Origin of the sequence: Streptomyces sp. NPDC004732 (genome assembly GCF_040609235.1) — a bacterium.
Taxonomy (GTDB): Bacteria; Actinomycetota; Actinomycetes; order Streptomycetales; family Streptomycetaceae; genus Streptomyces.
Genome location: NZ_JBEXJR010000003.1, coordinates 93,613 through 117,483 on the forward strand (window position 1 = coordinate 93,613; position 23,871 = coordinate 117,483).

Below are 23,871 nucleotides of genomic sequence, written 5' to 3' on the forward strand. Positions count from 1 at the left end.
GGGCGGGTCCGATCGGTGAGCCCCGTAGGTCACCTCGCCGAGCTCACTCGGGCTGGGGCACCGGCCCGTCCGTCAGGGACGCGGGCAGGGCGCCGGGCGTGCCCGTGCGGGCGAAGGCGAGCCATGCGGAGCGCAGCGCCCTGCCGAGCTCCTCGATCTCCGCCCGCGGCGTGGTGCCTAGGACCGGCGCCGACCGCCAGGCGTCGTAGGTTCCGAAGAGCAGGGGCAGTTCGAGGCAGTGGGCGGCACCGAGCGGAGATCCGGCGGGGCGCCAGTTGATGCGGTACGCGTGCACCCGGGCGCCGGCCTCGGCCAGGCGCTCGCCGTACCGGGTGAGCGGCTCCTCGTACACCTCACGGGTGCGGACCGCCGTATCCTCTCCCTCGCCCTGGAAGACGGTCATGTCATCGGCGTTCCACCCGTACAGGACGTCGAGGCCGCGCACGTTCTCGCCGGACGGGGCGCCGGGACCCGGGAGGGGATCGATGCCCTCCACCGGGACGAACGCGGGTTCCATCCGTCTGCCCGCGGTGCGCAGGTGGAACAGTGCCGTCTCGCCCTGCGCCACGAGGATCGCGGGGATGTCGGCCGTGCGCGGGTCGGTGCCGAGCGTTTCGGCGAAGAACTGGCCGAGTGCGAGTGACTCCTTGTGGGGCCGGGCGGTGATCTCCAGTGGGGCGCTCTGGAGGACGGCCCGGCGGAACAGGCCGCGGGCCTCGGGCAGTTCCATCAGGAGACGGACGGAGATGCCGCCCGCGGACTGTCCGAGGACCGTGACGTTCGACGGGTCGCCGCCGTACGCGGCGATGTGCGTGTGGACCCAGCGCAACGCCTCCACCTGGTCGTACAGACCGAGGTTGCCCTCGCTCACGCCGTCGAGGCAGAGGTAACCCAGTGCACCCAGACGGTAGTTGACGCTGACGACCACCACGTCGCCCTCGGCGGCGAGCACGCTGCCGTCGTACCAGTCCATGAGGCCCGCGCCGCTGCTGAAGCCGCCGCCGTGCAGCCATACGAGCACCGGCCTGGCACCCTCGTCCCGGGCCGGGGTGGATATCGACAAGTTGAGACAGTCCTCGCCCTGGGGGTGGCTGTCCTGGGGCGTGCCCATGACGAAGTCGAGCCTGGAGGGCGGTTGCGGGCTTATCTCGCCGTCGACGGGGCGAGGGTCGTGGTCCGCGACGGGCCGGGGCCGCGCGAAGCGTTCGGCGGTGGCATAGCGGATCGGTCCCGTACGGACCACTTCCGTACGGGTCGTCATCGTGTCGGTCATGCTCCGCACCTCTCAAATGTTGACGGTTCAACCCTGTGAAGTTTCCGTCAACGGGCGGTACGGCGCCACTGGTTGGGCCGGTCGTCGGCCAGGGCAGTCCGCTCCTTTCCGCTCAGACCATCGCGTCTCCTGTCAGCTCAGACCATCGCACCGGTCCGCGACGGGCCGCCCGGCACGTCGTGGTGGATCGGGGTCCGTGAACCGGTCAGCGGGCGGCCCGTGCCGCCCTGGCGCGCCGCGACGATCTCCGCCGCGATGGACAGGGCGGTCTCCTCGGGCGTGCGGGCGCCGAGGTCGAGGCCGATCGGCGAGCGCAGCCGGGCCAGTTCGGCCTCGGTGACGCCCTCCTCGCGCAGCCTGCGGTTGCGGTCCTCGTGGGTGCGGCGCGAGCCCATCGCGCCGACGAACGCGACGGGCAGCCGCAGGGCGGACGCGAGCAGCGGCACGTCGAACTTGGCGTCATGGGTGAGCACGCACAGGACGGTGCGGGTGTCCGTCCCGGTGCCGCGGAGGTAGCGGTGCGGCCACTCGATCACGATCTCGTCGGCATCCGGAAAGCGGGCCCGGGTGGCGAAGACGGGGCGGGCGTCGCAGACCGTCACGTGATAGCCGAGGAACTTGCCCGCACGGACGAGGGCCGCCGCGAAGTCCACGGCACCGAAGACGATCATGCGGGGCGGCGGCTGACTCGACTCGACGAGGACCGTCACTGCGCTGCCGCAGTGCGCTCCGCTCTCGGAGACCACGAACTCCCCGGTGCGCCCCGCCGCGAGGAGGGCGCGGCTCTCCCCCACGGCGGTCCTGTCGAGCTCCGGGTGCCCGCCCAGCGTTCCTTCGTACGCCCCGTGCCGCCCGGCCTCGTCGGGCCCGGCCGGGGCCACCAGGAGCGGTCGGCCCAGCAGTTCGACGGGGCCCCTGAACACCCGGGCCAGGGCCGCGGCCTCACCACGGGCGGCGGCCGACAGGGCGGCGGCGAAGACCGCCCTGTCGGGTGCGTCCGCGGCCACCGGAGCGACCAGGACCTCGATGACCCCGCCGCAGGTGAGCCCGACCGCGAAGGCGTCGTCGTCGCTGTAACCGAACCGCTCGACGACGGCTTCGCCCTGTTCGAGGGCCTGGACGCACAGGTCGTAGACCGCCGCCTCCACACAGCCGCCGGAGACCGAACCGATGACGGTTCCCTCCCCGTCGACGGCGAGCGCGGCGCCGGGACCGCGCGGTGCGCTGCCGCCGACGCTCACGACGGTGGCGACCGCGAAGTCCCGGCCCTCCTCGACCCAGCGGTTCAGGTCGGCGGCGATGTCAAGCACGGTGCTCTTCCCCGGGTACGGTCCCCGCCCGCAGGACGCGGTCGGGGCGGATGGGGAGGGACCGGTGCCGGACGCCGGTGGCGTGCCGGACCGCGTTGGCGATGGCCGCCGCGGCGCCCACGATGCCGATCTCCCCGACGCCCTTGATGCCGACGGGGTCCTCGGCGTCCGGGTCGTCGACCCAGTCCGCCTCGATGTGCGGCACGTCGGCGTGCGAGGCGATGTGGTAGCCCGCGAGGTCGGGGCCGACGAGGCCGCCCGTCGCCGGGTCCCTGACGGCTTCCTCGTGCAGCGCCATGGACAGGCCCCAGGTCATGCCGCCGATCAGCTGGCTGCGCGCGGTCAGCGGGTTGACGATCCGGCCCGCGGCGAAGATGCCGAGCATGCGCCGCACGCGCACCTCGCCGGTGGTGACGTCCACGGCGACCTCGGCGAACTGCGCGCCGAAAGCGTGCCGTTCCTTCTGCGAGAGCGCCCCGATGACGTCGCTGGTGTCCGCCCGCGCCGTGAGCCCATCCGGCGGAATGTCACCGCCGAGGACCAGCTTCTCCCGCAGTTCGCGCGCGGCGAGCGTGATGGCCCAGCCCCAGGAGCGGGTGCCCATGGAGCCGCCCGCGAGCATCGCGTGACCGAAGTCGCTGTCGCCGATGCGGACCCGGACCAGGTCCGTCGGCACTTCGAGGGCGTCCGCCGCGATCAGGGTGAGCGCGGTCCGTGCGCCGGTGCCGACGTCCGCCGCGGTGATGCGCACGGTGAAGGTCCCGTCGGCCTCCGCCGTCACCGCCGCCGTGCTCGGGGCGACGAGCACCGGGAAGGTGGCCGATGCGGTGCCGGTGCCGAGCAGCCAGCGGCCTTCGCGGCGCAGGCCGGGGCGCGGGTCGCGGTCCGCCCAGCCGAACCTGCGGGCGCCCTCTTCGAAGCACGCGAGCAGGTTGCGGCTGCTGAACGGCAGACCGGAGACGGGGCCCACGTCCGGTTCGTTGCGGGCCCGCAGCGCGATCGGGTCGACGCCGCACCGCTCCGCGAGTTCGTCGAGCGCGGACTCCACCGCGAAGGAGCCCGGCGCCTCGCCCGGGGCCCGGACCCAGGTCGGCGTCGGCAGGTCTAGGCGGACGACGCGGTTGACGGTGTGGTGCGCGTCGGCCGCGTACATGGCACGCCCGAATCCGGCGCTCTCCTCGACGAACTCGTGGACCGTCGACGACAGGCTCTGCGCCTGGTGGTCGAAGGCGCGCAGCCGTCCGTCCGGGTCGGCGCCGAGCCGGACGCGTTGCGTGGTGGGGCTGCGGTAGCCGATGAGCGAGAAGACCTGGGGGCGGGTCAGGACGACGCGGACGGGCCGGTCGAGGGCGGTCGCCGCCATCACGGCGAGCACCTGGTGGGCCCGCGGCCCCTTGGACCCGAAGGCGCCGCCGACGTGCTCCGACTGCACCCGCACCGAGGCCGGGTCGAGGGAGAAGAGCTGCGCCAGTTCGCTCGCCACCCAGCTGCTGCCCTGGTTGGAGTCGACGACCTCCAGGCGGCCGCCGTCCCAGCGTGCCGTCGCGACGTGCGGCTCCATCGAGCTGTGGTGCTCTTCGGGCGTCGTGTACTCGGCGTCCACGACGTGCGCGGACGCGCCGAGCTGCGCCTCCAGGTCGCCCTTCGCCATGCGCATTCCGTCGGTGTCCGGCGTGTACGTCCCCGGGCGTCCCGCGGAGAAGGCGACGTCGTGCTGCTCCTGGTCGTAGTGGACCACGAGCGCCTCCGCGGCCTCCCTGGCCTGTTCGGAGGTCTCGGCGACGACCAGCGCCACCGGCCAGCCCACGTAGGGCACCCGGTCGTGCTGGAAGACTTCGAGGACCGGGTCGGGCCGCCCGAGCATCCCCACGTAGTCCCCGTCGACGCGTGGCGCGTTCCCGTGGTGCAGCACGGACACGACACCGGGCATGGCGAGGACGGGCGCGGTGTCGACCGAACGGACCCGGCCGCGGGCGATGGTGGACAGCACGAGCCAGCCGTGGGCGAGGTTCGTGAAGGGGATCTCGCCTGCGTAGCGGGCCGCGCCGGTGACCTTGTCGCGGCCTTCGATGCGGGTGTGCGGGGTGCCGACGGCGCCCGTCACCGCGGTGGTTGCGGTGGTCGTGGTCATCGGGCGGCCTCCTCGGTGAGTTCGGACAGCAGGGCCACGACGAGGTTGCGCGTCAGCGTCACCTTGTAGCCGTTGTCGGGCAGCGTGCGGGCGGCCGCGAGTTCGGCGTCGGCCGCTGCGGCGAAGGCCTCGGCGGTCGCGGGTCCCCCGGTCAGCGCCCGCTCGGCCGCCCGCGCCCGCCATGGACGGGACGCGACCGCGCCGATGCCGATGCGCACGTCACGGACGACGCCGTCCCGTACGTCCAGGGCGGCGGCGATCGAACCGATGGCGAACGCGTACGAGGCGCGCTCGCGCACCTTGCGGTAGCGGGAGACTTCGGCGACCGGAGCGGGCGGCAGGCTGACGTGGGTGATGAGGGCGCCGGACGGCAGCGCGGTCTCCAGGTGCGGGGTGTCGCCCACCGGCAGGTAGAACTCGGTGATCGGCAACTCGCCGGGTCCGTCGGCCGTTTCGTAGTGGACGACCGCGTCGAAGGCCGTGAGGGCCACGCCCATGTCGGAGGGGTGGACGGCCACGCAGTGCTCCGTGGCGCCGAGGATCGCGTGGTTGTGGTGCTCGCCCTCGACGGCGGAACAGCCGCTGCCGGGCTCGCGCTTGTTGCAGGGCTTGGTGAGGTCGGTGAAGTACCCGCAGCGGGTGCGCTGGAGGAGGTTCCCGCCGACCGTCGCCATGTTGCGCAGCTGGCCCGAGGCACCGGCGAGGACCGCCTGTGCCAGCGCGGGGTAGCGGCGGCGCACGTCGGGGTGGGCGGCGAGGTCGCTGTTGGTGACGGTCGCGCCGATGCGCAGTCCGCCGTCCTCGGTGGTCTCGATGGTGTCCAGGGGCAGTTCTCGTACGTCGACGAGGAGCGCGGGCCGCTCCACGCCGGTCTTCATCAGGTCGACGAGGTTGGTGCCGCCGCCGAGGTAGCGGGCTTCGGGGTCGGCGCCGAGGACGGCGACCGCCCCTGACACGTCGTACACCCGCTGGTAGCCGAAGTCCCTCATGCTGCTCCCTCTTCTGCACGGGCGGCCTCCGCGACGGCCTGCACGATCGACACGTACGCGCCGCAGCGGCACAGGTTGCCGCTCATCCGCTCGCGGATCTCCTCGGCGGTGAGCTCGGGCACGCCCGCCTCGGGCCGCACGTCGGTGGTGGCGGCGCTCGGCCACCCCTCGGCGTGCTCCTGGAGCGCGCCGAGTGCGGAACAGATCTGTCCCGGTGTGCAGTAGCCGCACTGGAAACCGTCGCGGTCGAGGAAGGCCTGCTGGACGGGGTGCAGCCGGTCGCCGTCCGCGACGCCCTCGATGGTGGTGATCTCGCGGCCCTCGGAGGCGACCGCGAGGGTCAGACAGGAGACGGCCCGGCGGCCGTCGATCAGCACCGTGCAGGCCCCGCACTGGCCTTGGTCGCACCCCTTCTTGGTGCCGGTCAGATCGAGCCGCTCGCGCAGGGCGTCGAGCAGGGTCGTGCGGTGGTCGACGGACAGTGTGTGCTTCTCACCGTTGATGTTCAGGGTGACGGCACTGGACGTCGATGGAGCCATGAGCAGCCTTCTTTCGCGAATCGCGTAGATCCAGGCGGTCCCGGTGGAAGATCGGGAGTGATGGCGCTTTACAGGAGGCGGGGGCCGCGGCCGCTTCGGCAGCGGGGGTCCCCAGCGGGCGTGTCTGCGGTATGGTGAGCCTAAGTGGACAGCTGTCCGTTAACCGTCGAACTTAGCGGACAGTTGTCCGCTCAGCAAGGCACAACCAGGCCGTGACGCGCAGAATCGGCCATGACGCGCCGAAGGAGAGCGAATGGGTCAGCACAAGACCCCGCCCCTGCGCTCGGACGCGCAGCGCAATCGCGAGCGGATCCTCGAAGTGGCCCTGGCGGAGCTGACACTGGCCAGTGACGCCCCGCTCAGCCTGATCGCGAAGAAGGCGGGCGTCGGGCAGGGCACGTTCTACCGCAACTTCCCGAACCGCGAGTCGCTGGTCCTGGAGGTGTACCGCTACGAGGTCCAGCAGGTCTCCGACGCCGCCTGCCAGTTGCTGGCGAGCCGGGATCCCGACCGGGCCCTGCGGGAGTGGATGGACCGCCTCGTGCGGTACGCGATGGCCAAGGCGGGCCTGGCCGAGGCGATCCGCAAGGCGACGAGCACGCTCGGCAGCCTGGCCGGGGTCGGACCCGGCCCGCTGACCGAGGCCGTCGGCCACCTGCTGAGGGCGAACGAGGAGGCCGGGACCATCCGGCCGGGGGTGACCCCCGACGACTTCCTGCTCGCCATCGCCGGTCTCTGGCACATCGACCCGCACGACGACTGGGAGACCCGGGCCGGACGCCTGATGGACCTGGTCATGGACGGACTGCGGACCGGCGCCCCCGGGCGCCGGGAGCACGGCTGATCCTGCTCACCCACGGGGGCGGCCGGACCCGCCCTGTCCGCAGCCATCGGATTTCCGATACCTCCCATTGGTTTCCTCATTGGATACCTATGCCCGATGGATTTACGTTTGGGGACATCACGCACTGACGTTCTGACTCCAGAACGTCAGAGTGACCGGAACGTCAGACCGCCCGCCCATCGGAGGCCCTCACATGTCGAAGATCCTGTTCGTAGTCACCGGCGTCGACCACTGGACCCTGGCCGACGGAACCCGGCACCCGACCGGCTTCTGGGCCGAGGAAGCCGTGGCGCCGTACGAGGCGTTCAAGGCCGCCGGTCACGAGGTCGTCGTCGCCACCCCCGGCGGCGTCGTCCCGACCGTCGACGGCGGCTCGCTCGCCCCCGAGTTCAACGGCGGACAGGAGGGCGCCGACCAGGTCGCCGCCGCGCTCGCCGCGTTCACCGAGCTCCAGCACCCGGTCAAGCTGACCGAGGTGAACCTCGACGACTACGCCGCCGTCTTCTACCCCGGCGGCCACGGGCCCATGGAGGACCTCGCCGTCGACGCCGAGTCCGGCAGGCTGCTCACCCGCGCCCTGGAGACGGACAAGCCGCTCGGGATCGTCTGCCACGCCCCGGCCGCGCTCCTGGCCGCCGTCTCCGCCGACGGCACGCCCGCCTTCGCGGGCTACCGCCTCACCGGTTTCACCAACGTCGAGGAGACCCAGGCGGGCCTCGCCGACCGGGCGAAGTGGCTGCTCCAGGACCGCCTGGTGCAGGGCGGCGCCGACTTCCAGGAGGGCGAGCCCTGGGCCCCGCACGTGATCGTCGACCGCAACCTGGTCACCGGCCAGAACCCCGCGTCCGCCGCCCCGCTCGCCGTCGAGCTGCTCGGGAAGCTGGCCTGAGCCATGGGCACCGACCGGCTCGACGAGGTCCTCGACGCCGCCTACGACTGCCTCACGCGGTACGGCGTGCGACGCACCACGATGGACGACATCGCCTCCGCCATGGGCGTGTCCCGGTCCGCCGTCTACCAGTACGTGCGCAGCAAGGACGACGCCTTCCGCAGGCTCGCCGGACGCCTCCACGAGCAGGCGCTCCGGCGGGCCAGGGCGGCCGTCACCGCCGACGCCCCGTACGCGGAGCGGCTCCACGGCGTCCTGGCCGCCAAGCTCGACCTCGTGCTCCAGCTGGCCGGGGACTCCCCGCACGCCGCGGAGCTGCTCGACGAGAAGGCCCGCCTGTTCGGCGACATCTGCACGTCGTTCACGGCGGAGCTGCGCGAGCTGCTGACCGCCCTGTTCACCGAGGCGGGCACAGTCGCGGAGGTCGAGCCCCCGCAGGCCGCCGACATCTGCGTCGCGCTGGTCGTCGGCCTGGAGCGGGCGGCAGACCCACGAAGCCTGCTGGCCCCGGCCACCGACGTGCTCGCCGCGGGCCTGCTCGGCACGGCCGCCCCGGCGGACAGCCGCAGCACCCCCGGCAGCCCCCAGCACTGATCGACACAGCACAAAGCACACAGCACGAACCACCCCCTGAGGACCCCCCATGACCACCGACGTCACCCCCACCGACCGGACCGCCGCCCTGGTGGCCCGGCTCCGCGCGACCTTCGCCACCGGCCGCACCCGGCCCCTCGCCTGGCGCCAGGAGCAGCTGACCCGGCTGCGTGCGCTGTTCACCGAGAACCGCGAGGCCATCGCCGACGCGCTGCACAGCGATCTGCACAAGCCCCGCCCCGAGGCGTACGGCGCCGAGGTCGACCTGCCCGTGCACGAGATCGACCACACGCTGGCGCACCTCACTCAGTGGCTGGCACCGCAGCAGCTGGACCAGGGCTCCCTCGCCGGGCTGCCCGCGGGATCGACGGCCGGTACGCAGTACGAGCCGCTGGGCACCGTGTTGGTCATCGCCCCCTGGAACTACCCCGTCCAGCTCTCCCTCGTGCCGGTCGCGGGAGCGCTCGCCGCCGGTAACACGGTGATCCTGAAGCCGAGCGAACTCGCCCCGGCCACCTCGGAGCTGATGGCCCGTCTCGTGCCGGAGTACCTGGACCCGGAGGCGGTCGCGGTCGTCGAGGGCGGCATTCCCGAGACCACGGCGCTGCTCGCCCAGCGCTTCGACCACATCTTCTACACCGGCAACGGCGCGGTCGGCCGCATCGTGATGCGTGCCGCCGCCGAGCACCTCACCCCCGTCACCCTCGAACTGGGCGGCAAGTCACCGGTGTTCGTGGACCGGGACGCGGACGTGGTGACCGTCGCCGCCCGCCTTGCCGACGCCAAGTTCCGCAACGCCGGGCAGACCTGCGTGGCGCCGGACTACGTCCTGACCGACCCGGCCACCGCCCGCGCCCTCGAAGTCGCGCTCGCGGAGGCCGTGGAGCGGCTCTTCGGCGCCGACCCGCAGTCCTCCCCCGCGTACGGGCGGATGGTGAACCAGCGGCACTTCGACCGGGTGAGCGCCCTGCTGGCTTCCGGCACGACGGCGTTCGGCGGGAAGACCGACCGGGACGACGTGTACATCGCGCCGACCGTCCTGACCGGAGTGACCGGCGACGACCCCGTCATGGGCGAGGAGATCTTCGGCCCGGTCCTGCCCATCGTGGAGGTCGCGGGCCTGGACGAGGCCATCGCCTTCATCAACGACCGCGACAAGCCGCTGGCCCTGTACGGCTTCACTGAGAGCGAGACGACACGACGTCGCCTCGCCGCCGAGACCTCGTCCGGCGGGCTCGGCTTCGGACTGCCGATGGCTCATCTGCGCGTACCAGAGCTGCCGTTCGGCGGCGTCGGCGAGAGCGGCCTCGGCAGCTACCACGGCCCGCACTCCATCGCCGCGTTCAGCCACCGCCGCGCCCGCCTCGACGTGCCGCTGGGCCCGGCCTGACGGGTCAGGTGGCCAGCGCTCCGTAGCGGGCGTGCGGGGCGCCGGTCACGAAGGCCCAGTAGCGGTCGCCGTAGGACCAGTGCCACCACTGCCCGGGGTAGTTCACAAGGCCCGCGGTGGCCAGGGCCGCGGTGAGGGTGCGGCGGTTGCGGCGGGCCGTGGCGGAGATGCGGCCGGCGTCGGCGTGGCAGGCGCCGTCGCACTCGGCGGGGTGGGCGTTCACCGGTGTGCCCAGATCGAGTTCGGCGCCGTTGGTGGCGCGCAGGGTGATGTCGACGGCGGCACCCGCGACGTGCGGGGCGACCTCGGGCGGCGCCGGGGAGCGGTGCTCCTCGAAGTACTTGGTCTGCAGGTCGAACGGCCGGTATCCCTCGGTGACCAGCAGGCGCAGCCCCTCGGGCAGCAGCCGGGCGGCGCGGGCGAGCCGCCAGGAGACACCCTCGCGCAACTGGGCGTACGCGCCCTCCGGGTCGGCGAAGCGGTCGTCGACGTCCACGAAGGGCAGGTGGCGGAGGTCGACGAGGGGTTCGCCGCAGTCGCGGACGGGGATGCCGACGACTCTTGGATCGTTCATGAGGACGATCGGCGACATGCTCGGCCCCCCATGGTGACGTCACTCTTCGCGGCGAGGGGCACAGCCCCGGGGACGGACTGCTGCCCGTCCCCGGAGTCCCCCGGTACTGCAGCGGCTCCACGCGCCGCACGGCCCATCCGGCCGACTGAGTCGGTCGTATGAGCCGTGCGCGCAACAGCGGCCTTTCCCCCGATAGTCCCCCGTTGGCTCCCCCGTTGCTGTCGGCCTGACTGCGCCGCCGACACGTAGAGCCTGACGCGGTGCGCTGCAAGTTCTCTGCAAATCCGCGCCAAGTGCGCTGTGGGAGCGCTCTGTCTACAGGCCGGGCTCGTGCCGCTCGCGTGCCTCGTACGCCGTGAAGACGTCCCGCGCCTCGGCGCGCAGTGCGAGCGCGTCCGCCCGTTTGCCCGCGGCCTCCCGCGCCGCGGCGAGATCGCGCAGGGTACGGGCGCGGGCCAGCGGCAGGTCCAGGACGTCCCAGAGCGCCGCCGCCCGGGTGAGCCGTACCTCGGCGGCGGCGATGCGGCCGTCGGCGAGCTCGCACTCGCCGAGCGTGCGCAGCGTGAGTGCCTCCCCGAACCGGTCGCGGTGGGCCCGGCAGGTGTCCAGGACGCCGCGCAACTCGGCGGCGGCCGCGGCGGAATGCCCCTGCCTCATGCGGCACTTGGCACGCGCCTGTACTGCGTAGGCCGCCATCAGCGAGTCCCCGATCTCGGTGAGGAGCGTCACCGCACGGTCGGCGAGCCGCTCCGCATCGGCGTACGCACCGAGCGCGCGGTGCACGAGGCTCAGCGAGCGCAGCGTGAGCGCTTCGCCCCGTCGGCTGCCGAGTCTGCGGTAGGCCCGCAGGGACTCGTCGAGGAGCGTGAACGCCTCTTCGTCCTCACCGAGTTCGAGGTGGACGGTGCCCGCGAAGCGGCAGGAGAGGCCGAGGCCTGGATCGTCCCTCAGCTCCCGGAAGCCGTCGACGGCCCGGGCCAGCACACTGAGCGCGGCCCGCAGCCGTCCCGCCTCGCGCAGGGCGCTCCCGAGTCCGGCGAGGGCGGCGGCCCGGCCGCGGGTGTCCCCGAGGTCGGCGCAGATCCCGGACGCCTGCCGGAAGTAGTCCTGCGACTCGGTGAACCGGTCCTGTTCGTAACGGAGTTGACCGAGGCCGATGAGGAGCAGGGCCTCGCCGGAGCGGTCCTCGGCGCGCCGGGCGGCGGCCAGTGCCGCGTCGTGGCTGCGCCACCAGGCCTCGAAGCGGTTGCCGACGGCGTACGCGGACGAGCACAGGGCGGCCGCGGCCTCGCAGGCCAGGGTGTGCAGGTCGAAGGCCGCGGCGCGTTCGACCGCGGCGGCGAACGCGTCGGCCTCGGCCTCGAACCAGGCGGCCGGGTCCGCGAGCGCGCGCCGGGTGGCCGCGGGACCGACGGGCCGCACGTGGTGCCGCCGGTCCCCGGCCGCCGCGCCGACGGGTCCGCCCGAGTCAAGGAAGCCGCGGTGCAGTTCGACGGCGCCGGACGGCGTGGCCGACGCGACGCGTCCGGTGAGCCAGAGTCCGGCGCCGAGGGCCCGGCCGACGGCGGCGGAGCGTTCGGCGGGGCTGTCCTCGGCCTCGGCGCGTTCGGCCGCGTACACGCGCACGAGGTCGTGCGGCCGGTAGCGGGGCTGCCCGGCGCGGTCCACGAGGGTGCAGTGCAGGAGCTGGGCGTCGATGAGCTGCTCCACGACGCGGTCCGCCGCGCCCTCCGGCACGTCGAGCAGCGCGGCGACCACCCAGGACGCGACGTCGGGCGCGGCGAGCAGGCCGAGGCGGCGCAGGGCGGTGCGGGCGGCCGGGTCCAGGGCGCGGTAGCTCAGGCCGAGGCCCGCCCTGACCTCCAGGTCGCCGACGGAGAGTTCGTCCAGGCGGTGGTGTTCGTCGGCCAGCCGGTCGGCGAGCGTGCCCGCCGACCAGTGGCTGCGGGTGGCGAGGCGGGCGCCCGCGATGCGCAGGGCGAGCGGGAGCCCGCCGCACAGCTCCACGATGCGGCGGGCGGCGTCGGGCTCGTCGCGCACGCGCTGTTCGCCCGCGACCCTGGCCAGCAGATCGGTCCCGGGCGCCACGTCGAGGACGTCGAGGTCGGTGCGGTGGGTGCAGGGCAGCGCGCCGAGGCGGGCGCGCGCGGTGATCAGCACACCGCAGGTGGGGCTCCCCGGGAGCAGGGGGCGCACCTGGGACTCGCTGCCCGCGTCGTCGAGGACGAGCAGGATGCGGCGCCCGGCGACGAGGCTGCGGAAGAGGTCCCTCCGTTCGGCGTCCCCCTCCGGCGGGTCGGCGCCCAGGGCGCGCAGCAGTCGGCCGAGCACCTCGCAGGGTTCCACGGGGGCGGTGGCGCCCCGCAGTTCGGCGTAGAGCTGTCCGTCGGGGTAGGCGTCGGCGATCCGGTGGGCGGCGGTGACGCCGAGGACGGACTTGCCGATGCCGCCGGGTCCGGAGATGACGACGACGGGCACGGCCTGGCGCGGTCCGGGCCCCGTCAGTGCGGCCTGCACCTCGCTGAGCTGCGCCTCGCGTCCGGTGAAGTCTCCGATGGCGGGCGGGAGGAGGGCGGGTGCGGGAGGAGGGGGTTCGGCGAGGGGCACGCTGCCGGTGGTGGTCTCGATGCCGCCGGGGGCGGCGGCGGGGGCTCCCGTGTCCGCGGCGTACGTTCCCGTGTCCCTGGTGGACGACTCCTCCCCCGGGCCTGGCAGCAGGGACGCGTCCGCCCGCAGGATGGCCTCGTGCATCGACCTGAGCCCCGGCCCCGGGTCGATCCCCAGCTCCTCCGTGAGGACGTCGCGCCCGTCCGTGTACACCGCGAGGGCGTCGGCCTGTCGGCCCAGCCGGTAGAGGGCGAGCATGAGTTGGGCCCGCAGTCGCTCGCGGGTGGGGTGCGTGGCGACCAGCGCGGTGAGCTCGCCGACCAGCTCCGTCTCCCGGCCCGCCTGCGCGAGTTCGGCGCCGATCCGCTCCTCCAGGGCGGCCTGCCGCGCCTCCTCCAGACGGTCGGCCATGGCGCGCAGGGTCCCGCCGATCCCGCCGAGCGCGGGGCCCCGCCACAGCGCGAGGGCTTCGCTCAGGAGCCGGGCCGCCACGGCGTGGTCGCCCGTGGCGGCCGCCCGCCGCCCCCGGGCCGTGAGCCGTTCGAACGCCGCACGGTCGACGACATCGGCGTCCGCGTGGATCAGATAGCCGGGCGGACGTGTCTCGATGACGTCGGCGGACAGGGCGCGGCGCAGCGCGGAGACGTACGACTGGATCAGGGATCTCGCGGTGTCCGGCGGGCGGTCGCCCCAGATGACGTCGATGAGCGTCTCCGCGGAGACCACGCGCCCGGGTTCCAGGAGCAGCGCCGCGAGCAGCGCCCGGGGCTTGGGCCCGCCGAGGGCGAGCCGGTGGCCCGCGCGCCACGCTTCGACCGGCCCCAGTAAGCGGTAGCGCATGTCCGGATGTGCGCCGTACACGCCCTCCGTACCGTACGCACCGTCCGCGCTGTTCACGCCCTTCACGCCGTTCACGCCCAGCTCCATGGGTCCTGCCCCGCACCGCCCCCGATCCACGATCCCCATACCCGGTCCGGCGCACCGCGCCCCGGTCCGGCTTACCGATCGACTGGTCATGCTACGGGGGCGGGACCCCAACCTGCCTGCGCATACAGCGAATCAGGCCAGCTCGGCGACCGGGCGTCCGGACCGGTGCCGCCTCCCGGCGAACGCAGAAGTCGCCAGCCTCGGCGCCATCGGGCACTGCGGCTGACGACTCTGGGCGCGGGGTGTTACGCGCCGCTCGCCTTGAGCATGTCCTCGCGCTCGACGATCTTCACGCGCTCGCGGCCCTGCGGCTCGCCGAGCGCCTTCTCCGCGGCGTCCAGGCGGTACCAGCCGTCCCACGTGGTGAAGCGGACGTCGCGCTCGCCGAGGAAGGCGTCCACGGCCTCCGGCTCGGGCGAGGCGGGGGTGTGCAGGCGGCCGTTCTCGCGGTCGGCGAGGAGGCTGGCGACGGTCTCGTTGGCGTCGCCCTTGGTGTGGCCGATGAGGCCCACGGGGCCGCGCCGGATCCACCCGGTGACGTACGTCGACTGGAGGTGCTCGCCGGACTCCTCGATCACGCGGCCCGCCTCGTCCGGGACCGTGCCGGACGTGACGTCCCAGGGGAGCTTGGGGAGCTCGTCGGAGAGGTAGCCGACGGCGCGGTAGACCGCCCCGAGGTCCCAGTCCTTGAACTCGCCGGTGCCCTTGACGTTGCCGGTGCCGTCGAGGGCGGTGCGCTCGGTGCGCAGGCCGATGACCTTGCCGTCCTCGCCGAGGATCTCGGTGGGCGACTCGAACAAGTGCAGGAAGAGTTTGTGCGGGCGGTCGCCGGCGTCGCGGATGGCCCAGTTCTCCAGGGTCTTGGCGACCATGTCGGCCTGCTTGTTGCCGCGCCGGGTCGCGATCGAGCCGTCGTCGTAGTCGATGTCCTCGGGGTCGACGATGACCTCGATGTTGGGCGAGTGGTCCAGCTCGCGCAGCTCCATGGGGCTGAACTTCGCCTGCGCGGGGCCGCGGCGGCCGAAGACGTGGACCTCCAGGGCCTTGTTGGCCTTGAGCCCTTCGTGGACGTTGGCCGGGATCTCGGTGGGCAGCAGCTCGTCGCCGGTCTTGGCGAGGATGCGGGCCACGTCGAGCGCCACGTTGCCGACGCCGAGGACGGCGACCTTCTCCGCCTCCAGCGGCCAGGTCCGCGGCACGTCGGGGTGTCCGTCGTACCAGGACACGAAGTCCGCGGCGCCGTACGAGCCGTCGAGGTCGATGCCGGGTATGTCGAGCGCACGGTCCGCGGTGGCACCCGTGGAGAAGATCACTCCGTCGTAGAAGGTCCGCAGGTCGTCCAGGCTGATGTCGCGCGGGTAGTCGACGTTGCCGAAGAGACGGATCTGGGGCTTGTCGAGCACCTGGTGCAGGGCCTTGATGATGCCCTTGATCCGCGGGTGGTCGGGGGCGACGCCATAGCGGATCAGACCGAACGGCGCAGGCATCCGCTCGAAGAGGTCGATCGACACACCCGGCTCGACCGCCACTGCGGATTTGAGCAGCGCGTCGGCGGCATAGATCCCGGCGGGGCCGGCTCCGACAATGGCTACCCGCAGAGGGCGAGGCATGTGAGGTTCCCTTCGAGCGGTGATGGAGTGACTCGAGGGGAAGCCTAAACTAAGGCAAGCCTAACTAAGTAGGCGGGTCATATTTATGACCCCATAAGGCTGCCTTATGAGTCCTACCCTACGCTGCCGGGGTACCGGAAGATCATCCGGGGGGGGCCGCCCGCGCTCCGTCGGCCTCGCCCGACGCTCACACGCTCGCGAACAGCCCGTCGAGCGGAGCCGGTACCTCGCCGGGAGCGAGGGCCTCCGTCAGCAGACGACCGTAGCGGATCTTGCGCCCCTTCTTGGTGCCGAGGAAGCGCCGCAACTGCTGATGGCGCGGCCTGCCCTGGTGGGCGGGCTGGCGCTGCAGAGTCTGCCAGGCGCGCAGGTCGCCCTCGTCCCGGACGATCTCCTCGACCCTCGCCGTGCCCAGCGCGCGGATGAGCTCGTCCTCCAGGTCCGCCGCACAGACGTGGATGTCCCGGCGCGGCGCCCCGGCCCGCTCGAGCCCGCGATCGTAGAAGCCCTGCTCGGCCACGTCGCACAACCCCGTCAGGCGCAGGCCGAGACCGGGCGGCCCGAGCAGTCCGGCATAGCGGCCGACGCTCATCGCCCCGCCCATCGGCACGACGCACACCCCTTCGGCGGCCAGGTCCCGGCCGCGCAGCGCGGCCAGCGCGTCGACGGCCGCGAGATCGCTTGGCCCCTCCAGGAGCACCGCCGTCCGCAGCCCCAGGTGCACGGCCAGGTCACTCGCCGGTCCCCCGGGACCACCCGCCGCCCAGCCGCTGACCGCATCCCGGAACGCCCACATGTCCGCCATGGCACGAGTCTGCACGTACGCGGCCCGGCGCGGCACCGAATATCAACACCCGGCGATCAAGAACCGTCCGCCGAGGCCGCGCCGCACCGCCGCCAGGGGACAATCTCCTCATGACACGCGAGAACGACTACCTCCTCGACAACGCACGGTCCGAGGCGGGCGTCCGTTTCGACGCGCTGAGCGAGCTCTTCGACCCCGTGACCTTCCGGCACATCGACACCTTGGGGATCGCTTCGGGATGGAAGTGCTGGGAGGTCGGAGCGGGCGGCTCCTCGGTGGTGGCATGGCTGGCCGACCGGGTCGGGCCGACCGGCCGGGTACTGGCGACCGACATCGACACCTCCTGGGCGTCCCGGGCGACGGGAGGGGTCGTCGAGGTGCTCCACCACGACGTGGGACGGGACGATCCACCGGCGAGCGGCCTCGACTTCGTGCACGCCCGACTGGTGCTGGTGCACGTCGCCGACCGGGAGCGGGCCCTGCACACCATGGTCTCCGCGCTGCGGCCCGGCGGATGGCTCCTCCTGGAGGACGCCGATCCGGCGTCGCAGCCACTGATCTGCCTGGACGAGTACGGACCCGAGCAGGCCCTGGCCAACAGGCTGCGCACCGGCTTCCGCGCACTGCTCGCGGCCCGTGGCGCCGACCTGTCCTACGGCCGCAAACTCCCCCGGCTGCTGCGGGAGTCGGGCCTGACCGACGTCACCGCGGACGCCTACTTCCCGATCACGTCCCCGGCCTGCGACATCCTGGAGGCGGCGACGGTACGGCACGTCCACGGGCAGCTCGTCTCGGCGGGGCTCGCCACCGACGAGGAGATCGACCGGCATCTCGCGAACGTCACATCCGGCCGCCTCGACCTCGCGACCTCGCCGATGGTCTCCGCGTGGGGCCGACGCCCGCTGTCGTGACCACCGCCGGACGGAACGGGCACCGTGCGGGGTGCAGACATTAGACACCTGACAGATCACGGCGAGGAAGCTACGATCTGCGCAATGACGACTCATTCTGCTGGCAGATTGGGGGTCCCGTCCGCGCAAGGTGAGTGCTGATGCTCACTCAGATCGCAGACGGTCGTACCCGCCACACCACTTGCACCTCCTCTCCGTTCTCTTTGGTCTCTTCGCCCCCGCCTTCTTTCACTTCCTTCTGGCCGCGCGTACGAGAGTTCGCCGTGCCGCCCTCCATGATCGAGAAGGCGACCGCCCGCCGTGACGTCGGCGACTGGGCGGGGGCATGCTCCGCCGCCAACTTCGACGTCGACCTCAGCCCACGCACCGTGGCGCACACGCACGGTCGGCTCATCGCGGCCCAACTCCGTTCCGACCTCCGCCACTTGGCACCTGACCTGCTGCGCTGGCACATGCCGAGGATCGCTCCCGACGGGCTGCTCCGCCCGGGGCTGACCCTCGCGCTCGCCCGGTACGACGCGGCCGACCGGGACGGCGTACGTCCCCTGCATCTCGTCGCCCGGACACCGCCCGCCTGGGCCGATGCCGGTCAGCGGATCAGTCTGGCGCTGTGGGACGGTTCCCACAGCGGCACCGGCGCGTCCCGTCACCCGCATCCCCACCCCCATCCGCGGTTCCGCCTCGACCTGCACCGACATCTGTGGGACGTGCGCAGAGCCGGAGAGTTGCGGGTCCGGTCCGGCGGCGACGGTGGCCCCGCCCGGGACCCGGTGGCCGTATCCGACGCACTGGAGACGGCGGTGCGGGGGCTCCGCTGTGCCGTCGACCGATGGGCGGACGAGGCGGCGCTCCTGTTGCGCGCCGACGGGCGGCCCGCCGGGCCCGTCGGCGTGCGACTGGGAGCCGGTCGCCGACTCGTCCTGGAACCCGGCGGCGACGCATACCCGGATGTGGGCACAGGCACCGAGCTCCCCGTCCTGCCCGACGCCGCGACCTGGGTCCTGCCCGACCTGGACCTGATCCGGAGCGGCACCGTCGAGGCCGGGCGGCTCCATCCGCTGGTCGCCGCGGCGTTGGCACCCGGGTGCCCCAGAGCCACCGCCCCGGCCACGCCCCGGGCGGGGCAGCCCCGCATCGTCGAGTGCCGCGGCGCACAACACCGCATCGGCCTGGTCGACGGGGCGCTGGCGCCACTGGACCACGACCCTGCCGAGGTACGCCGCGAGGAACTCCTGGCCGCCCTCTCCGGCACCCCGCTGCCCTGTCTGCAAGCCATCGACCAGGCACACCGCAGGCCGGACAGCCTCACCGGGGTCCGCGAACGCCTCGATCACGGCGACGTCGACGGCGCCCTCGCCGTCGTCGAGAGCCTGCTCGGCCCCGAAGCGCTGCTGCGGGACGGTCCGTTGCGGGACGAGTTGGAGACGGCCGCGCACCGGCGGGTCGTCCATGGGCTGTACCGGGCGGGGCTGATCGGCTCCGGCCCCTCCCCCACCCGCGCGGCCGTCAAAGCCCGTCACGGCGTCCGGTCGCACCCGCGCCACTCGTCCACGCGCTGACCCGCACCCGCACCCTCACACGGGGCCGCCCGACCGGCCCTGCCACCACACGTCGCACGACCAACCCAAAGGTGATCACACATGCCCCAGCACGCCCCGAACCACCCCACCCGACAACTCGACGTCGCAGGCGCCCTGTTGGACCTGCTCCGCGACTCGACCACCGAACCCCGCACCGACACGCAACTGGAGGCCCTCACTCTCGCGGTCGCCGCCGACCTCCCCGTACTCCTGTGGGGGGAGCCGGGCATCGGCAAGACCGCAGCTCTGACGCAGCTCTCCACTGCCCTGGACCTCCCGCTGACCACGGTGATCGCCAGCGTGCACGAGCCGTCCGACTTCTCCGGGCTGCCCATCGTGGGGGACGACCCGGCGGTGCAGGGCGTCCCGATGGCGCCCCCGGACTGGGCCGTGCGCCTGGTCAGGGCGGGTCGGGGGCTCCTGTTCCTCGACGAGCTGTCCACCGCGCCTCCGGCGGTCCAGGCCGCCCTGCTCCGCGTCGTCCTCGAACGGCGCATCGGCGCCCTCCAACTCCCGCCCGGCGTACGCATCGTGGCCGCCGCCAACCCGCGTTCCTCCGCGGCCGACGGCTGGGAGCTCAGCCCGCCCCTCGCCAACCGGTTCGTCCATGTGCAGTGGGCCCACGACCACGACGTGGTCGTACGTGGCCTCGGCGGGACCTGGCCGCGGGCCACGCTGCCACAGCTCGCACCAGACAGGCTGTCGGAGGCCGTGGACTTCGCCCGCCGCGGTGTGTGCGGGCTGCTGGCCGCCCGCCCGAAACTCGTGCACCAACTGCCCGGCAGCGAAGCGCGTCGCGGCGGCGCCTGGCCGTCGCCGCGCAGTTGGGAGATGGCGCTGCGCCTGACCGCCTTCGCGACCGCCGCCGGTTCCTCCCGTGACGTGCTCTCCCTGCTGGTCAGGGGAACCGTGGGAGACGGGCCGGGCCTTGAGCTGCTGGCCGCACTGGACCGGATGGACCTGCCCGACCCCGAGGTACTCCTCGCCGACCCCGCGCACGCCGACCTGCCGCAGCGTGGCGATCTGCGCCAGGCCGTGCTCGACGCCGTGGTGGAGGCGGTCAGGAACCGCCCGGAGAAGCCGCGTTGGGACGCGGCGTGGGCGCTCCTGGTCCGCGCGGTGGAGACCGGCGCCCCCGACCTGGTCGTCGTTCCCGCCAGCACGCTCGCCTCGCTGCGCCGGGAGGACTGGGACGTACCGGCCTCGATCGAGGGTCTGGCCGGGACCGTGTCCCTGTCCCGGCGTGCGGACCGTTCGGTCGCCCGTGTCCGCGCCACCGCCCAGGCGGGCCTGCGACCGCGGCGACCTCGGCGGCCCCCAAGTCCCCGGCGCACGCCTTGGACCGGGACAAGCTCTTCGCCGCCCGCCTCCACGCGGCCCGCGCCCGCCCCTACCTGGCCACCGCCCTGTTCGCCCTGCACACCGTGGCGTCACGGCAGGTGCCGACGATGGCCGTCGACCGGCACTGGCGGTGCTACGTCTCGCCGGGGTTCGTGGACCGCACGCCCGTGGAGGAACTGGCGGGCGTGTGGGTGCACGAGGTCTCCCACCTGCTGCGGGACCACCACGGGCGCAGTGACCGGGTCGCCAGGGAGCGCGGGCTGAGCGGCCCCGGCGAGCGGCTGCGGATGAACATCGCCGCGGACTGCGAGATCAACGACGACGTGTTCGGGGACGGTCTGGTACGGCCCGAAGGCGCCGTGGACCCCGAGACCTTGGGGCTGCCCGAGGGGGAGCTCATGGAGGACTACCTGCGCCAGTTCCGGCTCGGGCCGAGGACGCAGAGCATGTCCTGGCTGGACTGCGGAAGCGGCGCCGACGGGCTGCGACGGGCGTGGGAGCTCGGCCCGGACGGTGCGCACGGGCTCAGCGAACAGGAGAGGGACGCGGTCCGCTTCCGGGTGGCCCAGGGCATCACCGCCCGGCCGGGCAGCGCGCCGAAGGGGTGGCAACGGTGGGCGGAAGAGGCGTTCCATCCGCCGCAGCCGTGGCGGGATCTGCTGGGTGCGGCCGTCCGCTCCGCCGCGTCGGGTCCCGGCGCGGGCGAGGACTACACGTACGGCCGACCGGCGCGGCGCTCCGCCGGGGTGCCTGGGGTCGTCCTGCCGAGCCTGCGGCGCAGGCCGCCCCGGGTCTGCGTGGTCATCGACACGTCGGGTTCGGTGAGCGATGCCGAACTGGGCAGTGCGCTCCTCGAAGTGACCGCGATCTCCCGTGCGGTGGGCGGCCGCCGCGATCTGGTCACGGTGCTGCCGTGCGACGCGGCTGCCCCAGCCGTGCACACACTGTGCCGGGCGGAGGGGATCCCGCTGGTGGGCGGCGGGGGTACGGATCTGCGGGCGGGCTTCGCCAGGGCCCTGCGGGCGCGGCCCGCGCCCGACGTCGTCGTGGTCCTGACCGACGGCCAGACGCCGTGGCCGAGCACGCGGCCCTCGTGCCGGACGGTGGTCGGGCTCTTCCCCCGGCAGGGGTCGGCCGGGTCCTGGGACGAGGACGACCCCGACTACGTACCGGACACGCCGCCCGACTGGGCCCGCGTGGTGGAGATCGGGTAGGCGGCGCGTCCAGGTCGGCCCACTCACCTGGACGCGCCGGTCACCCGGCGTGTGTCACGCGATGTCGAACCGGTCGAGGTTCATGACCTTGACCCACGCCGCGACGAAGTCCTGCACGAACTTCTTCTTCGCGTCGTCGCTCGCGTAGACCTCGGCGAGCGCGCGCAGCTCGGAGTTGGACCCGAAGACCAGGTCGGCCCGGCTGCCGGTCCACTTGACCGCGCCGGAGGCGTCGCGGCCCTCGAACGTGTCCTGGGCCTCGGACGTCGACTTCCACTCCGTGCCCAGGTCGAGCAGGTTGACGAAGAAGTCGTTGGTGAGGGTCCCGGGGCTCGTGGTGAGGACGCCGAGCTTCGAGCCCTGGTGGTTCGCGCCGAGGACGCGCAAACCGCCGACGAGGACCGTCAGCTCCGGGGCGCTCAGGGTGAGCAGGTTCGCCTTGTCGAGCAGCAGGTACTCGGCGGGCAGGCGGTTGCCCTTGCCCGCGTAGTTGCGGAACCCGTCGGCGGACGGCTCGATCTCGGCGAACGACTCGACGTCGGTCTGCTCCTGCGACGCGTCGACGCGGCCCGGGGTGAAGGCCACCTCGACGTCGAAGCCCCCGTCCTTGGCGGCCTGCTCGACGGCCGCACTGCCCGCGAGCACGATCAGGTCGGCGAGCGATACCTGCTTGCCGTCCGTGCGGGACGAGTTGAAGGACTCCTGGATGCCCTCCAGGGCACGCAGCACCGTCGCCAGCTCGTCGGGGTTGTTGACCTCCCAGCCGCGCTGCGGCTCCAGGCGGATCCGCGCGCCGTTGGCTCCGCCGCGCTTGTCGCTGCCGCGGAACGACGACGCGGCCGCCCACGCGGTGGACACGAGCTGGGACACCGACAGGTCCGAGGCGAGGATCTGCGCCTTGAGCGCGGTGACGTCCGCGGCGTCGATGGTCTCGTACGACACCTGGGGCAGCGGGTCCTGCCACACCAGCGTCTCGCTCGGGACCTCGGGGCCGAGGTAGCGCACGATCGGGCCCATGTCGCGGTGGGTCAGCTTGAACCAGGCGCGGGCGAACGCGTCCGCGAACGCGTCCGGGTCGTCCTTGAAGCGACGCGAGATCTGCTCGTAGACCGGGTCGAGGCGGAGCGACAGGTCGGTCGTCAGCATCGTCGGGGCGTGGGTCTTCGAGGAGTCGAAGGCGTCGGGGACGGTGCCCGCGCCCGCGCCGTCCTTCGGCCGCCACTGGTGCGCGCCCGCGGGGCTCTTGAAGAGCTCCCACTCGTAGCCGAAGAGGATCTCGAAGAAGCTGTTGTCCCACGTCGTGGGCGTGTCGGTCCAGATGCCCTCAAGACCACTGGTGATCGCGTCGGCGCCCACGCCGGTGCCGTGCGTGCTCCGCCAGCCCAGGCCCATCTGCTCCATCGGGGCAGCCTCGGGGTCGTCGCCGACCGCGTCGGCAGGACCGGCGCCGTGGGTCTTGCCGAAGGTGTGGCCGCCCGCGATCAGGGCGACGGTCTCCTCGTCGTTCATCGCCATCCGGCGGAACGTCTCACGGATGTCGCGGGCCGCGGCGATCGGGTCCGGGGTGCCGTTCGGGCCCTCGGGGTTGACGTAGATGAGGCCCATCTGGACCGCGCCGAGCGGGTTCTCCAGCTCACGGTCGCCGGTGTAGCGCTCGTCGCCGAGCCAGTCGGTCTCGGGGCCCCAGTAGACGTCCTCGTCGGGCTCCCACACGTCGGCGCGGCCGCCGCCGAAGCCGAAGGTCTTGAAGCCCATCGACTCCAGGGCGACGTTGCCGGTGAGGATGAGGAGGTCGGCCCACGAAAGCGCCTGGCCGTACTTCTTCTTGACCGGCCACAGCAGACGGCGGGCCTTGTCGAGGCTGGCGTTGTCCGGCCAGCTGTTGAGCGGGGCGAAGCGCTGCTGTCCGGCACCGGCGCCGCCACGCCCGTCGCTGATCCGGTAGGTGCCCGCACTGTGCCACGCCATGCGGATCATGAACGGGCCGTAGTTGCCGAAGTCCGCGGGCCACCAGTCCTGGGAGGTCGTGAGCGTCTCGGCGATGTCCCGCTTCACGGACGGCAGGTCGAGGGTCTTGAACGCCTCGGCGTAGTCGAACTCCTCGCCCAGCGGGTTGGCCACGGCGGGGTTCTTGGCCAGGATCTTCAGGTTGAGACGCTCCGGCCACCACTGCCGGTTTCCACCGCCCTGGGTCGGGTGCGCCGCGCGGTGCACGACCGGGCAGCCGCCCGTTTCATCCGGCTCGGGGTCGGTGACGATTGCGTCGTGGTTCTCAGTCATGGGAATCCTTCCGGAGAGGGCGGATCGCGGTGCTCAAGAGCTGAGGGTGATGGAGCAGGTGCA

Annotated in this window: 17 protein-coding genes and 1 pseudogene; 8 read left to right on the forward strand and 10 right to left on the reverse strand. The window is 73.0% G+C overall.

Annotated elements, in window-relative coordinates:
* Window positions 1-43 precede the first annotated feature (43 nt).
* The 5 genes from ABZV77_RS09540 to ABZV77_RS09560 form a co-directional block, all read right to left on the reverse strand.
* Window positions 44-1,273 carry a carboxylesterase family protein gene (locus tag ABZV77_RS09540; RefSeq protein WP_356252691.1) on the reverse strand — a complete coding sequence of 410 codons (1,230 nt, stop codon included), beginning with the start codon at window positions 1,271-1,273 and terminating at the stop codon, window positions 44-46.
* A gap of 137 nt (window positions 1,274-1,410) precedes the next feature.
* The gene (locus ABZV77_RS09545; protein WP_356252694.1) at window positions 1,411-2,583 is read right to left on the reverse strand and encodes an XdhC/CoxI family protein; all 1,173 of its coding nucleotides are present in this window, start codon (window positions 2,581-2,583) and stop codon (window positions 1,411-1,413) included.
* Complete coding sequence (locus ABZV77_RS09550; protein ID WP_356252697.1) at window positions 2,576-4,714, reverse strand: xanthine dehydrogenase family protein molybdopterin-binding subunit; 2,139 nt, start codon at window positions 4,712-4,714, stop codon at window positions 2,576-2,578. The genes ABZV77_RS09545 and ABZV77_RS09550 overlap by 8 nt, the downstream gene beginning before the upstream one ends.
* Entirely contained in the window at window positions 4,711-5,703 is a 993-nt protein-coding gene (locus tag ABZV77_RS09555) for a xanthine dehydrogenase family protein subunit M (protein WP_356252700.1), read from the reverse strand. Before ABZV77_RS09555 ends, ABZV77_RS09550 begins: the two co-directional genes overlap by 4 nt.
* Entirely contained in the window at window positions 5,700-6,242 is a 543-nt protein-coding gene (locus ABZV77_RS09560) for a 2Fe-2S iron-sulfur cluster-binding protein (protein WP_356252703.1), read from the reverse strand. Before ABZV77_RS09560 ends, ABZV77_RS09555 begins: the two co-directional genes overlap by 4 nt.
* A gap of 253 nt (window positions 6,243-6,495) precedes the next feature.
* Here ABZV77_RS09560 and ABZV77_RS09565 point away from each other — a divergent pair, with 253 nt between their 5' ends.
* From ABZV77_RS09565 to ABZV77_RS09580, 4 genes are all read left to right on the forward strand, one after another.
* Window positions 6,496-7,086, forward strand: a complete 591-nt coding sequence (locus ABZV77_RS09565; RefSeq protein ID WP_356252706.1) for a TetR/AcrR family transcriptional regulator — start codon at window positions 6,496-6,498, stop codon at window positions 7,084-7,086.
* 193 nt (window positions 7,087-7,279) lie between these two features.
* Window positions 7,280-7,975: a type 1 glutamine amidotransferase domain-containing protein gene (locus ABZV77_RS09570; protein WP_356252709.1), complete on the forward strand. Its 696-nt coding sequence runs from the start codon at window positions 7,280-7,282 to the stop codon at window positions 7,973-7,975.
* 3 nt (window positions 7,976-7,978) lie between these two features.
* Complete coding sequence (locus ABZV77_RS09575) at window positions 7,979-8,569, forward strand: TetR/AcrR family transcriptional regulator (protein ID WP_356252712.1); 591 nt, start codon at window positions 7,979-7,981, stop codon at window positions 8,567-8,569.
* A gap of 49 nt (window positions 8,570-8,618) precedes the next feature.
* Window positions 8,619-9,959: an aldehyde dehydrogenase family protein gene (locus ABZV77_RS09580; protein ID WP_356252715.1), complete on the forward strand. Its 1,341-nt coding sequence runs from the start codon at window positions 8,619-8,621 to the stop codon at window positions 9,957-9,959.
* 4 nt (window positions 9,960-9,963) lie between these two features.
* Here the strand turns inward: ABZV77_RS09580 and ABZV77_RS09585 are convergent, their stop codons facing one another.
* The 4 genes from ABZV77_RS09585 to ABZV77_RS09600 form a co-directional block, all read right to left on the reverse strand.
* Window positions 9,964-10,551, reverse strand: coding sequence for a M15 family metallopeptidase (locus ABZV77_RS09585; protein ID WP_356252718.1), 588 nt, complete (start codon window positions 10,549-10,551; stop codon window positions 9,964-9,966).
* Window positions 10,552-10,848: 297 nt separating this feature from the next.
* Entirely contained in the window at window positions 10,849-14,055 is a 3,207-nt protein-coding gene (locus tag ABZV77_RS09590; RefSeq protein WP_356252720.1) for a BTAD domain-containing putative transcriptional regulator, read from the reverse strand.
* Window positions 14,056-14,312: 257 nt separating this feature from the next.
* The gene (locus tag ABZV77_RS09595; protein ID WP_356252723.1) at window positions 14,313-15,677 is read right to left on the reverse strand and encodes an FAD-dependent oxidoreductase; all 1,365 of its coding nucleotides are present in this window, start codon (window positions 15,675-15,677) and stop codon (window positions 14,313-14,315) included.
* A 187-nt stretch (window positions 15,678-15,864) separates the two neighbouring features.
* On the reverse strand, window positions 15,865-16,482 hold the full coding sequence (locus ABZV77_RS09600) for a TOPRIM nucleotidyl transferase/hydrolase domain-containing protein (protein WP_356252726.1): 618 nt from the start codon (window positions 16,480-16,482) through the stop codon (window positions 15,865-15,867).
* A gap of 110 nt (window positions 16,483-16,592) precedes the next feature.
* Here ABZV77_RS09600 and ABZV77_RS09605 point away from each other — a divergent pair, with 110 nt between their 5' ends.
* The 4 genes and pseudogenes from ABZV77_RS09605 to ABZV77_RS09620 all read left to right on the forward strand — a co-directional run bounded on the left by ABZV77_RS09605 (window position 16,593) and on the right by ABZV77_RS09620 (window position 21,528).
* A complete protein-coding gene (locus tag ABZV77_RS09605; protein ID WP_356252729.1) occupies window positions 16,593-17,393 on the forward strand; it encodes a methyltransferase domain-containing protein in 801 nt (266 codons plus the stop codon).
* Window positions 17,394-17,533: 140 nt separating this feature from the next.
* Window positions 17,534-18,952 (forward strand): hypothetical protein, encoded by a 1,419-nt coding sequence (locus ABZV77_RS09610; protein WP_356252731.1) that lies wholly within the window; start codon window positions 17,534-17,536, stop codon window positions 18,950-18,952.
* A gap of 81 nt (window positions 18,953-19,033) precedes the next feature.
* A pseudogene (locus ABZV77_RS09615) lies at window positions 19,034-20,230 on the forward strand (MoxR family ATPase); the annotation flags it as partial.
* 80 nt (window positions 20,231-20,310) lie between these two features.
* A complete protein-coding gene (locus ABZV77_RS09620; protein WP_356252734.1) occupies window positions 20,311-21,528 on the forward strand; it encodes a VWA-like domain-containing protein in 1,218 nt (405 codons plus the stop codon).
* A 54-nt stretch (window positions 21,529-21,582) separates the two neighbouring features.
* On the opposite strand, the gene katG is transcribed toward ABZV77_RS09620, so the two are convergent.
* On the reverse strand, window positions 21,583-23,808 hold the full coding sequence (gene katG, locus ABZV77_RS09625; protein WP_356252737.1) for a catalase/peroxidase HPI: 2,226 nt from the start codon (window positions 23,806-23,808) through the stop codon (window positions 21,583-21,585).
* Window positions 23,809-23,871 lie beyond the last annotated feature (63 nt).